At 38.3% G+C, this 15,987-nt stretch carries 14 protein-coding genes; 10 read left to right on the plus strand and 4 right to left on the minus strand.

From position 1 onward, the window contains the following. The first annotated feature begins 140 nt into the window (after positions 1-140). Together MHH64_RS05875 and MHH64_RS05880 are read left to right on the plus strand one after the other, a co-directional pair. A complete protein-coding gene (locus tag MHH64_RS05875; RefSeq protein ID WP_340002861.1) occupies positions 141-593 on the plus strand; it encodes a DUF2269 domain-containing protein in 453 nt (150 codons plus the stop codon). 300 nt (positions 594-893) lie between these two features. Continuing rightward, a complete protein-coding gene (locus tag MHH64_RS05880; RefSeq protein WP_095311686.1) occupies positions 894-1,436 on the plus strand; it encodes an HD domain-containing protein in 543 nt (180 codons plus the stop codon). Between the two features lie 72 nt (positions 1,437-1,508). On the opposite strand, the gene MHH64_RS05885 is transcribed toward MHH64_RS05880, so the two are convergent. Together MHH64_RS05885 and pepT are read right to left on the minus strand one after the other, a co-directional pair. Then, a complete protein-coding gene (locus MHH64_RS05885) occupies positions 1,509-2,543 on the minus strand; it encodes a D-alanyl-D-alanine carboxypeptidase family protein (protein WP_095311687.1) in 1,035 nt (344 codons plus the stop codon). A gap of 296 nt (positions 2,544-2,839) precedes the next feature. Next, positions 2,840-4,069: a peptidase T gene (pepT, locus tag MHH64_RS05890; protein ID WP_251660336.1), complete on the minus strand. Its 1,230-nt coding sequence runs from the start codon at positions 4,067-4,069 to the stop codon at positions 2,840-2,842. Positions 4,070-4,289: 220 nt separating this feature from the next. Here pepT and MHH64_RS05895 point away from each other — a divergent pair, with 220 nt between their 5' ends. Together MHH64_RS05895 and MHH64_RS05900 are read left to right on the plus strand one after the other, a co-directional pair. Beyond that, on the plus strand, positions 4,290-5,129 hold the full coding sequence (locus tag MHH64_RS05895) for a sulfurtransferase (RefSeq protein ID WP_095311691.1): 840 nt from the start codon (positions 4,290-4,292) through the stop codon (positions 5,127-5,129). Continuing rightward, on the plus strand, positions 5,122-5,688 hold the full coding sequence (locus MHH64_RS05900; protein ID WP_095311693.1) for a DNA-3-methyladenine glycosylase I: 567 nt from the start codon (positions 5,122-5,124) through the stop codon (positions 5,686-5,688). Before MHH64_RS05895 ends, MHH64_RS05900 begins: the two co-directional genes overlap by 8 nt. A gap of 350 nt (positions 5,689-6,038) precedes the next feature. On the opposite strand, the gene MHH64_RS05905 is transcribed toward MHH64_RS05900, so the two are convergent. Then, positions 6,039-7,805, minus strand: coding sequence for a methyl-accepting chemotaxis protein (locus MHH64_RS05905; protein ID WP_240033803.1), 1,767 nt, complete (start codon positions 7,803-7,805; stop codon positions 6,039-6,041). A 187-nt stretch (positions 7,806-7,992) separates the two neighbouring features. On the opposite strand from MHH64_RS05905, the gene MHH64_RS05910 reads away from it, so the two are divergent. Then, on the plus strand, positions 7,993-8,817 hold the full coding sequence (locus MHH64_RS05910; RefSeq protein ID WP_251660342.1) for an aldo/keto reductase: 825 nt from the start codon (positions 7,993-7,995) through the stop codon (positions 8,815-8,817). A gap of 262 nt (positions 8,818-9,079) precedes the next feature. Here MHH64_RS05910 and MHH64_RS05915 read toward each other — a convergent pair whose 3' ends face one another. Further along, on the minus strand, positions 9,080-9,619 hold the full coding sequence (locus MHH64_RS05915; RefSeq protein WP_251660344.1) for an HD domain-containing protein: 540 nt from the start codon (positions 9,617-9,619) through the stop codon (positions 9,080-9,082). 200 nt (positions 9,620-9,819) lie between these two features. Between MHH64_RS05915 and fni the strand changes: the two genes are divergently transcribed. The 5 genes from fni (at position 9,820) to MHH64_RS05940 (ending at position 15,971) form a co-directional block, all read left to right on the plus strand. Further along, positions 9,820-10,875 carry a type 2 isopentenyl-diphosphate Delta-isomerase gene (gene fni / locus MHH64_RS05920; RefSeq protein WP_340002862.1) on the plus strand — a complete coding sequence of 352 codons (1,056 nt, stop codon included), beginning with the start codon at positions 9,820-9,822 and terminating at the stop codon, positions 10,873-10,875. Positions 10,876-11,402: 527 nt separating this feature from the next. Then, entirely contained in the window at positions 11,403-11,858 is a 456-nt protein-coding gene (locus MHH64_RS05925; RefSeq protein ID WP_095311704.1) for a DUF2188 domain-containing protein, read from the plus strand. Between the two features lie 197 nt (positions 11,859-12,055). Then, the gene (locus MHH64_RS05930; protein ID WP_095311706.1) at positions 12,056-12,766 is read left to right on the plus strand and encodes a DsbA family oxidoreductase; all 711 of its coding nucleotides are present in this window, start codon (positions 12,056-12,058) and stop codon (positions 12,764-12,766) included. A 762-nt stretch (positions 12,767-13,528) separates the two neighbouring features. Continuing rightward, positions 13,529-14,293: an ATP-binding cassette domain-containing protein gene (locus tag MHH64_RS05935; RefSeq protein WP_118889760.1), complete on the plus strand. Its 765-nt coding sequence runs from the start codon at positions 13,529-13,531 to the stop codon at positions 14,291-14,293. A 631-nt stretch (positions 14,294-14,924) separates the two neighbouring features. Further along, positions 14,925-15,971 (plus strand): siderophore ABC transporter substrate-binding protein, encoded by a 1,047-nt coding sequence (locus MHH64_RS05940; RefSeq protein WP_339317430.1) that lies wholly within the window; start codon positions 14,925-14,927, stop codon positions 15,969-15,971. The last annotated feature ends 16 nt before the right edge of the window (positions 15,972-15,987 follow it).

The raw sequence follows: 15,987 nt of genomic DNA on the forward strand, positions 1-15,987 counted from the left end.
TTGTACAAAATCGTTATTATCGTAGTGCCAGGGAAGTACGAAATTTCACAACGTATTCATACTGTGCTTTTTTTTGTGACAGATATCACAACCTTCACTGAATAAATGGGTGTATGATAACGAGTGAGGAGGTTGAGTTGATGTCATTCTATGGATTATTAGTATTTATTCATATATTTTCTGCCATATTGGGAATGGGTCCAGGCCTTGTGATGACTGTAATCGTGAAAAAGGCGAGTAATATGACGGAGCTTCGTCATGCTTTTGTAATCCGTAATCAATTACATATTTATACGATGATTGGTGGCACGTTGTTACTTGTTACTGGTGTTTGGATGGGTTTCCTTAATACCTATTTATTTACGCAGGGCTGGTATTGGCTAAGTCTCAGTCTGTTTTTAACTGCATTAGCATTTGGACCATTTGTATTATCTCCAAAATCAAAGCCGATAAAGGACATTTTAAAAAACCATAAGGGAGAAACAATACCAGAGAGCTATTATAGATTAGCTGGTAAGCTATTCTTTTTCGAGCATATAACCAATATCATTTTCTTAATCATTATTGCATTGATGATTTTGAAGCCATTTTAAAGAAAAACGCTGTTCACCTTAGGTGGACAGTGTTTTTTGGCAGATAATAAAGTATAAAACTTATAAGTGCAATTAGGAGTTCGCTATAAGACTTGGCGCATGCCGGGTTTTCTAACCTGTACGCATGTACATGTTTTACTAGAACAGCCATCCGCGAAGTAATCATCTTCGTAGAGAACTTCCGCTTTTAGACGATGTTTTAAATTAATATAATCGGTTATTATTGCAAGTAAGTAGAATTTATGATATAGTCGTTGAAATTTTACCTAGCAATAATTACATCGAAAGGAGAGAATTCGAATGAGAAACGTTACGCTGGAGCAGATTTTTGTTCATCCAATCACACAGAAATATTTGAGTCGATCTGGGATTGCCCATGCGATTGCTGTTGCTGAATATGCATATATGTTTTCAAAAGAGTTTGATGTGAATCCAGATCTAGCAGCAAAGGCAGCATTGTTACATGACATTGGACATTACACATGGTATCGAGATGGTGAATGGGATTATGATCTCTATAAAGAAAATGATATCCATGCGATTAAAGGTGCCAGTCGTGCACATAAGCTGCTTATCCGGATAGGGGAAGATCGACAATCAGCAAAAGAGATTGCTGTTGCTGTCCTCCTTCACACCGATTCGTATTTGCCAAAGGGAGAACTAGAACTAAAGCCACTTCAACAAGTAGTAGCGATGGCAGATGAAGCAGATGAAGAGAACGGTGGCAAGCATCATTATAAAACGATTGAAGGATCTGATGCATTGAAACGAATTCGCGCATTAGATGCACAAATTGACTTGGATTTGCACAAAGAAATGTCATGGATTAGGGAGGTGAGATAATGTTTCCCTTATAATAAGGGGTTGAAAAAAGAAGAAATCCTGTTCCAAGGAAACAGGATTGCAAGATGTGTTCTATTTATCTGCTTCTAAATATTCTTCTAATGTAATAGCTTGTGACATAATTTCTTTTGCTGCTTTTACACCTACATAACGGAGATGCCATGGTTCAAATTGGTAGATTGTTATGTCTTCTTTTCCTTCTGGATACCGGATAATGAATCCGTAATCTGCAGCATTTTCTTTAATCCACTTACCTTCTTCTGTTTCACCAAATTCAATTACTAAATCAAAATCTACTGCTGGACTTGTAACATCCATTGTTAGACCTGATTGATGTTCACTTTCTCCAGGACGAGCACTAAAGTTATTTGCTGCTTCTTCACCATGTGCTTGTACATTCGCTGCAAATATCGAGTCTTGCCTTTCGTAAGAACGATAGCCGGATTGAGCAAAGAGTTCAAGCTCTGCCTCTTCTGCGGCTTGAAATAGCTCTTCCAAGGCTGCAGCTGCAGCTTGACGCATTTGTTTTTTAGGTAGATCCTCTGCAAATGGGAATGGTACATCCGGAATCACAAGATCTTCTGGTATATAATCTTCTGGTAAAGCATGTTCTTTGTTAATCAACCCGAGTTGATCATATGGATTCGCAATAATTTCTGTTCCTGAATTGGTGAAAGCTGGCTCTGCTTTTAGAGGCAACCCTTCACCAGATTTAATGACATCTTTATTTTCAATAAGCTGTTCTAATTGTTGTTTAGTTGGTTCATCATAGATGCCTGATGCGAGTAAGGTATCATGTTGTAACTGAAAATCCGTTATTGCCCATGTTGTCGTTTCGTCATAGTCACCACTTGGATTAAGCTCGTACCCAACTTCATTTAAAGCAAGTTGGAGTTGCTTTACTTTCTCACCTGAATCCTTTTTTTGGAGTGATTCATTAGGGATTTCGGTGAATTCCTCTCTATCTGTTGGATCAGATTCTGAATGTGCAGGTGTTTCTTCAGGATTTTTCGAATCATTACTTGGTTGTTCGGGAGCATTACAAGCTGCCGTAAAGGTTGGTAGCATTAAAATTAGACACATATTTATGATAGGTTTTTTAAACATTAGCATTCTCTCCTTGTGTTTCTGCTGCTAGAGGTTGTTCAAAAAGGCTTTTTGAACACACTACTATTAATCTATGTTTCTACGATGACGAGCAGAAGTAAAAAGCTTCATTCATTTTCTCATACATAATACTTCAAGAGCAATATACGAGGAAAATGCAAATCATTCAGAAAAATCATAGACAGAGAGAGATTTAAAGTTACGTTTCTCTATAAACTTGTGCTTTTAGAGAAAAAAATCAGACCCATCAAGTGGGCCTGACTCTTGCGGACCTAACCGAGCCTCCGCTTTTGTACTTACTTAGCAGCAAACAATTTACTAATTTCGATAATTACATGCGAAGCCTTTTCCATGTTATCTACGGAAATATATTCAAATTTCCCATGGAAGTTCTCCCCGCCTGTAAAGATGTTTGGTGTAGGGAGTCCCATATAAGAGAGCTGTGAACCGTCCGTTCCACCTCGAACTGGCTCGATGATTGGTTCAATTTTTAAGTTTTTCATCGCTTGCTCTGCGATTTCAACAATTTCCTTCACAGGCTCAATTTTTTCTCGCATATTATAATATTGGTCTTTCATTTCTAATCGGATAGCTGTTTCTCCATACTGTGACTTCATCTCATTTACAAATTGCTCTACGGTTGCTTTTCTTGCTTCAAACTTTTCACGATCATGATCACGAATAATGTAGTAAACCTTTGTCTGTTCTACATCGCCATTAACAGAAATAAGATGGTAGAAGCCCTCATAGCCTTCTGTATGTTCTGGTGATTCTTGATCTGGAAATTTGTTAATGAACGCTGCAGCTAATTTACCGGAGTTAACCATTTTATTTTTAGCTGTACCAGGATGAACACTATTACCACGGAAAGTTACTTTAGCTGCCGCTGCATTAAAGCTTTCGTATTGTAATTCACCTAGTGGACCGCCATCTACTGTATAGGCATATGATGCATCAAAACGGGATACATCGAATTTATGAGGTCCTCGACCAATTTCTTCATCTGGTGTGAATGCAATACGGATTCGTCCATGCTCAATTTCAGGATGCTGAATTAAATAGTTCATCGCAGTCATAATCTCTGCAATTCCTGCTTTATTATCTGCTCCAAGTAAGGTTGTACCATCAGTAGTGATTAACGTATGTCCTTTATAGCTTGGTAACTCCGGGAATTCATTTGCAGATAGTACAACATTTAATTCCTGATTTAATACGATATCGTTTCCATCAAATTTCTCTACAATTTGTGGATTGACATTTTTACCAGTGAAGTCTGTAGCAGTATCCACATGTGCCAAAAAGCCGATTGTTGGGACATCTTTATCAGTATTGGATGGAAGGGTAGCCATTAGATAACCGTTTTCATCAACTTCCACATCTTCCATTCCTATTTCCCTTAGTTCATCTGCTAACAGGTTAACAAGCTCAAGCTGGCCTTCTGTAGTCGGTGTTGTTGTAGAATCTTCATTTGATTGTGTATCTATTTTTACATATGTAGTAAAGCGTTTAATAATTTCTTTTTTCATTTTTGTTTGCTCCTTTAGTTTCAATTATGTATATTTTAACATATTAAATAACGGAACTCGAAATAAATAGAAAGAGGAATAAGTGAATTTTTGTCGAAATAAATTTAAAATAGGGTAATAATCATACAAGTGGCTAAATCCTTATTCTCAATATTTTTCATATTACAGTGTATAGTGGATAGGAATATTTGGTAGTAGGGAATCTGTGAGGAGGATAATAATGAAAAATATAATCAGTGTCAGTCGTTTAAAAAAACGGCTAGAAAATGGACAAGATAATACAGTGATTGTTGACGTGCGCTTCCAATTGGAAGATCCAGATGCAGGGAGAAAAATGTATTTAAAAGATCATCTGCCTGGAGCGGTGTATATGGATTTAAATAAGGATTTATCGGATCGTGCAGAAAAGCATGGTGGAAATCATCCGCTTCCCAATTTAGAAATGTTTGCTGCAAAAGTGGGGAACATTGGTATTGATAATGATACGACAGTAGTTATTTATGATCAGGGAAATGAGATGTTTGCTGCAAGACTATGGTGGTTATTGGAAGTGATTGGCCATGATAAGGTATATATTTTAGAGGGTGGTTATCATCGTTGGATAGAGGAAGGCAATAAAGTAACAGACGAAATACCATCCTTAAATGAAAAAGAATTTCATACTGTAATTCGCAATGAAAACACAGTAGATATGGAAGAAGTGAGGAAGAAAACAGAAGACAATGCAGCTGTACTTATTGATTCCAGAGCACCCGAACGCTATCAAGGGAAAACAGAGCCATTGTACCGCAGGGCAGGACATATTCCTGGAGCTGTAAATTATTTTTGGAAGGATTTAGTAGCTGCTGATGGCACATGGAAAAAGGGGGAGGATCTCGAGCGGCATTTCTCTGACCTTTCCAAGGAGGATGAAATTATTGTATCCTGTGGTTCTGGTGTATCAGCATGTCCGAATATTTTGGCGTTGAAATCTGCTGGTTTTAAAAATGTAAAGCTGTATCCAGGGAGTTTCAGTGATTGGATTTCCTATGATGAAAATGAAGTTGAAGTAGATGGATAAAAAGCGGTGTGCATGGGTGACAACAGACCAACTTTATATAGACTATCATGATCATGAATGGGGAAGACCTGTTCATGATGACAGGAAATTATTTGAAATGCTCACGCTGGAAGGTGCGCAAGCAGGATTGAGCTGGATTACAATATTAAAGCGCAGGGAGCATTACCGAGAAGCGTTTGATTATTTTGATGTAAAAAAAATCAGCGTGTACAACGATGCTAAGATTGCGGAGCTTGAGCAAAACGAAGGGATCATTCGTAACAAGCGAAAAATAAGATCCGTAATTACAAATGCACATGCGTTTATCAAGGTTCAAGAAGAATTTGGTTCGTTTGATAACTATATTTGGCGGTTTGTTGGAGAAACTCCCATCTTAAATGAATGGTTATCGATTGAGGAGGTGCCGGCAATAACGCCTGAATCTGAGGAAATGAGTAAGGATTTGAAAAAGCGTGGTTTTACATTTGTTGGACCAACGATTTGCTATGCATTTATGCAAGCAACTGGTATGGTAAATGATCATACGAAGGATTGCTTTTTGGCAGATGCCAAAGCATAAAAGCATTCTTATCGGCATAAGCGCAACTAAGGCATTCATCTGAAGACTTGGTAAATGTCAAGTTTTCTAGTATAAAGGCAACTAATATTGAAGCATACCAATATTTTATATTATGGGAAATAGCTTTTCGTTATAGATAGCAGATTCCTAAAATAGCAAAGGCAGACTCAATACTAAGTTGCAGTCTGCCTTTATTACACGTATTAAGGGGCTGTAATCCCCCACTAATAAAACGAGTGAAGGTGGAGGATGAACAGTGTTCAAGGGTCTGCATTTCTCCCTTGCGCTGCTAACATTCAGCGGGAGAGGAAAGGTACCCTCCATTGAATGTAGTATCACTTTATATAATACTAGAGTTTAAAGCTAGTTAGCTGTTCATTTAATTGTTCTGCAAGACCGGCAAGCTCATCGGCACTATGGGAAACCTCTTCCATGGAACTAGCTGTCTGTTGTGCAGAAGCTGCTGCTTGCTCAACTCCTGCAGCAGATTCTTCTGATACAGAGGCAATTTCTTCAATAAGATTGTTCATTGCATTACTATTCCCAGCTATGTCTTTTAAATTAGCTGAAATAGAAGTGATTTTTGTTGTCATCGCAGTAACGGCCTCTTTAATGGTGTCGAAGCTTTGTCTCGTTTCTTCTATATGGTCAGATCCTGTCTGAACCTCGTTATATCCTGAAGACAGGGACTCGACAACGTGCTTCGTATCGGACTGGATGGCATTCACGATAGAAGTAATCTCTACTACGGATGTAGCTACTTGTTCCGATAACTTCCTAACCTCATCTGCAACAACAGCGAATCCTTTACCATGCTCGCCAGCTCTAGCAGCTTCAATAGCTGCATTCAATGAAAGCAGGTTGGTCTGGTCTGCAATTTCCTTAATAACAGAAACAAGGTTCGAAATTTCCTTTGATTGCTTATCGAGATTTTTCACTCGATCAACCGATTCGGAAACAATTGTGTCAATCCGTTGCATTTGTTGGACAGATTCATTCATTAGTGTTGTTCCATCTGTTGTAAGTGCAAGCACACCCTGTGATGCAGTAGCAATCTCCTGCCCGCTTTTCTCAGATTGAATAACGGTTTTCACAAATTCATTCATGTTTTCCGCGAGGTCAGAGGCACCATTTGCCTGTGTTTCTGCACCAGAAGAAAGTTCCTCCATTGTTAGCGCAATTTGTGTGTTTCCTTCTTTTACTTCGTTAGCTGCTTGTGTCAGTTCTTCACTTCGGCTAGAAACAGCACTACTAGCTGCTGTTACATTTTGTAGTACATGCTGCATATTTTCTTTCATCTGGTTAATGGATGAAGCTAACTGCCCTATTTCATCTTTTCCGCTGTAATTCAGTTTAGCTACGGTTAAGTTACCGTTAGCTACTTCTGAAGTGATTTTAACAATATGCTTTAAGTTGGACGTTACATTTCTGCTTATGAATGTAAAAATAATAATTCCAGCGATGATAGTAGTTATATTTGCAATTAGCAAAATTGTAGTTACACTTTCCATGCTTCCGATTGCATTTTCCGTCGCTTCGATTTGCTCCGCTTTCATCGTCTCGATAAGACCATCTACAATTTCTACATTACTCGTTCGAAATCTGTACGTTGTCTCGCGTAATGTATTAGCAAGTGTGGCCTGGTCGTTCTCTATATATGTAACAATTTTATCTGTGAACGTAGAATTAATCGCAGCATCAGATAGAATGAGTTCTTGATACATGGCTCGTTGTTCATCCGTTACCATAAGTGGTTCCATTTGCTCGACAATTGCATTGAACTGGCTTTGATAATTGTCAAAGCCATCAATGTAAACTGCATTTCTCGTTAGTAAATAATCAGCAATTTGAACATCTTTCGCCTGGATGACAGATGATAGCTCTGTTAGTGTATTAACACGGTCAATATATTCATTAGCTGCCTCTACATCTTGCTGACCCTGTTCCAATTGGAAATAAACCAATAGACTTGAACATGCAACTAATAGGATTGTTGCTATAAATGCATATAAATATTTCTTGCCGATTTTGATATTATGCAAAAGAAATCTTCGCTTTCTTCCAATTTTTTGAGCTGATTTCTGTTTCTTTGTTTGTTTAGTTTTTTTCATTTGCATCTCCATCTCCCCCCTAAGTTCCATTTAGTATATCGGTATATAGGTCAAAAGTATGAAGGTAATTATTAAAAAATTTTTACAAGGAAAAAAATTCTAATACACGTAAGGCTTTGGTTCGGAATAATGGTTAATTTAGCATTGGTTAGGTAAAATAGTGATTGTAGACTGATGGAAGGGAAGATGAGAGATGCAGCATATAACGTTGAATAATGGTATACACATGCCACAGTTAGGTTATGGTGTTTGGAAAGTTCCAAACGAAGAAGTGACAACCCCGGTTGAACAGGCGCTGCAAGCTGGGTACCGTTCGATTGATACAGCTAAAATATATGGGAACGAATCCGGTGTTGGGGAAGCAATTGCAAAGAGTGGTATTGCACGTGAAGAGCTTTTTATCACGACAAAAGTATGGAATAGTGATCACGGTTATGAGAACACGTTAAAGGCATTTGATGCAAGCTTAGGAAGGTTAGGAATTGAATACGTTGATCTGTATCTCATACATTGGCCAGCTCCGAAATTTGACCAATATGTTGAAACATATCAAGCACTAGAAAAGCTCTACAAAGAAGGTCGTGTAAGAGCTATTGGTGTTTGTAATTTCGATATCGAGCATTTGGAACGAATTTTAGAAGTGTGTGAGGTTGTACCAGCAATCAATCAAGTGGAGTGTCATCCATACTTACAGCAAAAGGAATTGCGAGCATTTTGTGAAAAGCATGGGATTAAAGTCGAAGCATACAGTCCACTGATGAATGGTAAAGATGTTTTGGAAAACGATGTTATTAAGGAAATAGCGAAACATCAGGGGAAAACACCTGCACAGACAATTCTTCGCTGGCATCTGCAATCGGATATGGTTGTGATTCCTAAAACAGTAACACCGTCTAGAATGAAGGAGAATCTGGATGTATTTGATTTTGAATTAAATAAAGAAGAAATGGATAAAATTGATCAGCTAGATAAAGGCATTCGTAGTAATGCTGTTCCAAATGAGATGAATAGACGATAATAGAGCAAATCGGCGCATTCGTTATAGCGTCGATTTTTCTTTATAAAAAGTAATGTTCCGATACGCCAGACATGAGAGAGCTCCAATTATGGGATGGCGAAACAAGATCAAAAGGCTAAGCAAGATGAGAAAAGCAGATGGAAGCATATCTCAATACTGTAAGCATCATAAAAAGCGATAAAAGTAGCACCTTTCTTATTTCTAAGGAGGGTGCTTATGTATTGGGATTATTGCAAAGCTGCCTGCAATTCCAAACTATTAGCTATCCAAATACCCGATCTACAGCTTTCTCAAATTCTTGAAAATAATCAGGAGCATTCTCTTTGTTTAATCCAACATACATTTTGGAAGCAATCGATTTGTTATACCATCTTTGCTTTTCTCTACCAGCGTTAAACTTTTCCCAGACAGCTTCTCCTTGTTCTCTCAAATCCTTTTCTAAACCAAGCAGGTTATCGAGTTTATCTGCGACAACTAAATATTTCACCTCTGGATCAGCATTTTTTATCATATCAATTGTGTGCTGTTTACGCTCTTGCCATGATTTCGATTTATCTTCCGTGTGTGCTGCGACGAGGCGAGATACCTCCGGTCCAAATTCGAGTTCAATATCCTCTAGCTCTACCAGTGTATCCTCCACAACATCATGCAGGTATCCGGCACAAACTAGCTCCTCCCGAAATCCAGCCGCCTCTAGACGTTCAGCTACACGAACAGGATGGGTTATATAGGGGGCATCAGAATTCTTTCGCTTTTGTCCTTCATGTGCTTTTGCTGCGAATTGTTTGGCCTTCTTCTTCAATGTGACTGCCTCCCTGTCAGGATACGGTTTGTTTCTTTTAATATAACATATAATAAAAATAGAATGCGGATATTTAAAAACATGTTGCGTTCTGTCAATTATACCTATTGAAATGATAAGCGTCACTTCGCTTTCTTTTCACCAAGGAAACAAGTAAACTAGAAGGTAACGTCAATTTGAATTTTGCGGGGGTACTTCACATGGAACAAGGAATCAATCAACGTAAGACCGAACATATTCGTCTTTGTCTAACTGGAAATGTTGAAGGAGTTAATAAGTCAACTGGTTTGGAAGGAATCAGTTTTATACATAATGCGTTGCCAGAAATAAACTTTGCTAATATTGCACTGGATACGAGCTTTCTTGGAAAGGATCTAAAAGCACCATTCTTAGTTAGCTCCATGACGGGTGGCTCAGAGCTTGCAACAACGATTAATCAAAACCTGGCATTAGCTGCAGAAGAGAAACGTTGGGTATTTGCAATCGGTTCAACACGAGCCTTCCTAGAGAGTGATACACATAAGGAATCCTTTTTAATTCGCGAACAGGCCCCAACAATACCAATTATTGCTAATATTGGTGCCGTGCAATTTAATTATGGTTATGGTGCTGAGGAATGCCAACGAATTATTGATAAAACAGGTGCAGATTCAATTGTGCTTCATTTAAACAGCCTGCAGGAAGCAGTGCAAGATGGTGGAGATTTAAACTTTGAATCACTTCTACCTAAAATTGAACAGGTTTGCAAAACATTAGATAGGCCTGTTGGTGTAAAAGAAGTTGGGTTTGGCATTGATGGTACAGTTGCTGAACAATTATATAATGTTGGAATTTCGTATATTGATGTTGCTGGTGCGGGAGGGACATCCTGGAGTCAGGTGGAAAAATTACGCTCGCGTGATCCACTTCGTAAAGCGGCTGCTGAGGCATTTAATAATTGGGGAATTCCAACAAAGGATTGTATAGTCTCAGTTCGCGGCAAGCTCCCTGAAGTCCCGTTAGTTGCTAGTGGCGGAATGAAAACAGGGGTCGATGCAGCAAAAGCAATTACGATTGGAGCAGATGTGATTGGCTTTGCACGTCATTTGCTGCAGGCCGCAACAGAATCTCCAGAAGCAGTGATTGAAACAATGGAGCAAATTGAACTCGAATTAAAAATGACGATGTTTGGCATTGGCGTGAAAAACTTGACAGAATTAAAAAATACAAAACGCGTCAGTATTATGGGTCAATCTTTATTAGAGGAAAACAGCTGAGACAAAGCTGTTTTCTTTTTTCGATGTCTAGGAAATTAAAAATTTGAATGCTGTGAATAACTTAGTTACCTGTACAGCCATGTCCACGAAGCGCTAAAGCCTCAGCCAGCAAGACTCCCTCACCTCATAACACGATAAAGAAGACTTGTCGATTGTCAAGACATGAGGCGTAGTTGCACTTATCCCCTTGCGGTGAAAGCGGGCACCTGACTCCAAGTATAAGGATGGCCGATTAAAACCAGGCTATGCCTAACATCGGCATACCCCTAAAGGGGCATGTTTCCTTTTAGATGAACTTGACTTTCGCCCGTAGAGGAGAAAGTCATCGATCATCTTATACTTTGGAGTGGATCTCCTACTTAAGAATGTTCGACTAGCCGCAGTCTTGAGCGCAGTCCCTACGTCGCTACCCGGATGCTTGTGCTTTTCTTCTTTGTTTAAGAGGAAGAGAACTTGAAGGATTTGTTTTTCATGTTTCATTGCTCGCCACAGGGGAATAGTGATGAAAAATGAGGGAGTGATGAATAGTGCCTTGGACATTAAATGATTACCCTTCTTCCATGAAAAACTTGAATGAGCTTACGAGAAAAAAAGCAATTGATATTGCCAATTCTATGGTGGATGAAGGCTATGAAGATGATCGAGCAATCCCAATAGCTATTACGCAAGCAAAGGAATGGCGTGAGAATGCTGAGAAGGATGAGATTGAAGATTATAAGAAGCATGGTAAGCCAACAGAGAGGTCAAAGGAAGGTAAAAAATATGACAGTAATCCAGAGCGTTTGGAAGAAGGCGAGCAAGTGATTGCGCATGAGGATGGCTGGGCAGTGCAATCAAGCGGTGCAAAACGTGCTAGTGAGGTTTTCGATAAGAAGGACGAAGCAGTTAAGCGAGCAAAGGAAATTGCCAAAAATAAAGGCACGTCTTTAACGATTTATAAACAGGATGGTACTGTTCAAGATAAACAAACGTTTCATGAATAAGACATTTAAGTAGATAGGCTAATAATAAAAGGGCTGCCAGAACGGGCAAGCCCTTTATTATAATGTTTGGAAACGTCCTTACCACAGTGCACGAATAACTTCATTCCATGCTTCAATCCCAACCAGAATGAAGCACATTGTTTTTAGATCGTGTGCCGGTATGGTACACTATTTTACAGAAAAGTGAGGTGCTTATAATGAAAATCGAAGTATGGTCCGATTTCGTTTGCCCGTTTTGCTATATCGGAAAACGCAGGCTGGAAAACGCAATGGAAAAATTCCCTCATAAAGAGCAGGTTACACTAGAGTATAAAAGCTATCAGCTTGACCCAACAGCTGAGCATATACCGGGAAAAAACTTCTATGAAACATTTTCTGAATTAAAAGGAATTCCACTTGAGCAAGTTAAAACAATGAATCAACAGGTTGGCCAACAAGCTGCCACTGTAGGATTAAATTATAATTTTGATGATATGAAATATGCAAACACGTTTGACGCCCATCGAGTAGCTAAGTATGCTGAGGAAAAAGGTAAAGGGAAAGAAGTTACCGAACGCTTTCTTCACGCGTATTTTACCGAATCTGAGTTGCTAAGTGATTATGACACACTGATTAAACTTGCAGCTGAGGTAGATTTGGATAAAGAAGAAGTGGAACATGTATTGCAATCGGATAAATATCGAAATAAAGTAAACGAAGATATTGATGTTGCGCGTCAAATTGGTGTCCAGGGAGTACCATTCTTTGTATTCAATGAGAAGTATGCTGTCTCTGGAGCTCAGCCAGCTGAAGTATTTGAAGAAGTGCTAAACAAGGTTTGGGAAGAGGAGAAAGAGAAGCCAATTCTCCAATCGTTAAATCCAAAGAAATCTAAGACATCCTTTTGTACAGATGAGGGATGTAATTAATAAGGTTCAAAAAGTCCGGTAATAATGAAACATCGAGAGCAGTAGACCTTCGGCTAAGTTCCGACATGTCCTGTGTCGAACGTCGAAGTCAGCATATCGAGTTTAAGCCCGGTACGGGGAACTTACGCGGCCTCGAACTCCGACGCACAGGACGTGCTAGTGTCGGCTTTGTAAAAGGACGTTGCAAATTTAGCTGATCTCGGTTCTTTTTATCCCCCTTTTTGAACGCGCACTAATTAGAGCCTAAATAATTAAAAACATGCTGTGATGAACTGCACTTCATTGTTAGAGTGTCTCTAACAATGAAGTGCAGTCTTTTTATTTTGTATTTGTAATGCCGATGAATTCAAAAACCTTTAAGTTCGTATGATTTTATTACTATTCGAGGATGGACTAGTGAAGAAACATTGATTTTAAAATGCGTGTCATCTATAATATAATTAATAATGATAATCATTATTAGTTATACAATGAGCGTAACACGAACGTTGTTCAATAATGAAATATCTTTACAAAAACATGTGAAGGCTACAGATAACGTCTTTCCAAAAAGAAGGAGCAGAGGTTAGATGAAACTTCACAGATGAACAGAATCACCTTCCATTGGAAGCGGATTTATAGAAAGATACGAAAACAATGTTGGTGAGAGAGTTCTTGTGTTGCATGTCTAAATTTTAAATATAACATACCATACAATCAGTATATTATTATTGCTGATAATTATTTCACTTATTTAATACTTAAAGAAAGCAGGGCTACGACATGATCGAAATAAAAGGATTGACAAAGAAGTACGGAAATAAATCTATCGTAAAAGATGTATCGGTTCAAATTAAGCCTAACAAAATTACGTCGTTTATAGGGCCAAACGGTGCAGGAAAATCAACGCTACTTTCCATGGTAAGCCGACTGCTAGATTCAGACACTGGAGATGTATTACTAGATAAAAACAATATAAAAAATATGAAATCAAATGAATTCGCTAAGCGCATTGCCATTTTGAGACAAGCAAATTTTTTAAATGTGAAACTAACAATTCGACAATTGGTATCGTTTGGTCGGTATCCATACTCGAAAGGTCGTTTAAATGCTGAGGATAATCGAATCGTCGACCAGGCAATTGAGTATCTGAACTTAGCAGATATTCAACATAAATTCTTAGATGAACTGTCTGGCGGTCAAAAGCAACGTGCATTTATTTCCATGGTTATTGCCCAGGACACAGAATATATTTTACTGGATGAGCCATTGAATAATTTGGATATGAAGCATTCTGTACAAATCATGAAAATATTACGCAAGCTTGTCGATGAGCTAGGTAAAACAGTTGTGATTGTATTGCATGATATTAATTTTGCTTCTGTTTATTCAGACCACATCGTAGCTTTAAGAGATGGACGTCTCGTAAAAGATGGGCCAACACACGAAATTATTAATTCAGAGGCATTAAATGAAGTCTATGATATGCATATTCCAGTTCATATGCAAAACGGTTGTCGTTTTTGCGTATACTTTGACTCCCATTAAGATAATTTTAAAAGTAGTTAACAGTTCCGTGCTTCCAGCTGCTAAGTTTAGTCCATAATTGTTTTCTTGTAAATGTCTAAACCGCATACCTTTTAAATGTATAATCTAGGAAAAACATCTTCTCTACGGCAATTTAGCTTCAGGCTGGTGCAGCTAACTGAGAACGATTAACCTAACCATGCGTGCTTCCTTCATAGGTAGCACGCATGTCTATGGTGCGGAACTTAGTTTTTAATCAATTGGTTGTATCTTTTCAGGAAGCTTGTGTTTAAGCGGTTTCTTTCATTGTTTAAGTGACTATTCTCATACGAATCCTTCTGTATCGCATCTGCAATTGAGAATGGGATGGGAATAATTGGATTTTTGAGCTGATGAATTATGCACAAGGTATAAGTTTAAAAAATTTAAGCTTTCAAAATACAGTTGACAACGCTTCTTGATTTGATATACTTTAAATAGATTTATTGAGATTGATTATCAATATCAATTGTGTCGTGTTGCAGCTATGCACTATAGTAAAATGAAATAATAATTCTTTAACTCACGCACTAAAATATAACATAGATATTAATTTCATCAATTCAATAGTCTACTCGTCTATAAAACTTACATAAGGGAAGAGGTAGAAGAAATGAGAAAGTCTAATTTTAAATCAGCATTTATTATAGCTATTATTGCAATTTTTGCTTTGGTGTTGGCAGCTTGCTCAGATTCAGGTAATGATGAAACGGATGAGGGAGCGAATGATTCTGCTGAAACAGAAGAGCAAGCAGATGATTCTGCTGAAGCTGCAACGGTCGAAATCACGGATGCTCATGGAACTGTTACAGTCCCAGTAAATCCAAAGAATGTCGTTGCTTTAGATAATAGAACTTTTGAAACATTATCTGATTGGGGTATTGAATTATCTGCTGCTCCAAAGGATGTAATGCCTGCAGATTTACCATATGTAGCTGATGAATCAGTTCAAAACATTGGAAATCACCGTGAACCAAACCTTGAAGTTATAGCAGCTGTAGACCCTGAAGTTGTAATTGTCGGTCAAAGATTTGCTAGCTATTATGAAGATATAAAAGAATTAGTGCCAAATGCAGCTGTTATTGATCTTAATATTGATGTTTCCGAGGAAGCTGCTACCCCTGGAGAAAACTTGGTAAATGGATTTAAGGATTCTACGTTCGCTTTGGGGCAAATTTTTGATAAAAATGAAGAGGCTGAACAATTGGTAGCTGATTTTGATCAAGCTATCGAAGAAGCTCAGTCTGCATATAACGGGACAGATACAGTCATGAGTGTTATAGTATCTGGTGGAGACATTGCTTTTTCAGCTCCACATTCTGGACGTGTTTGGGGACCGTTGTATGATATTTTTGAATGGACTCCGGCTTTAGAAATTGACCAAGCTTCTGCAGACCACGAAGGTGATGATATTTCTGTTGAAGCTATTGCACAAACCGATCCTGATTGGATTTTCGTACTAGACCGTGATGCTGCGGTATCATCTTCAACTGATGCAGTTCCTGCTCAGGATGTTATCGATAATTCACCTGCTCTTCAAAACACAACTGCCGTTTCTGAAGAACAGTTAGTTTATGCACCAGCAGACACGTATACAAATGAATCAATACAAACTTTTATAAAGTTATTTGAAGATCTTGCAAATACTTTAGCTGAGTAGTATAGAGGAGTATAAC

It is taken from the genome of Oceanobacillus sp. FSL K6-0127 (genome assembly GCF_037983385.1).
Taxonomy (GTDB): domain Bacteria; phylum Bacillota; class Bacilli; order Bacillales; family Amphibacillaceae; genus Oceanobacillus; species Oceanobacillus profundus.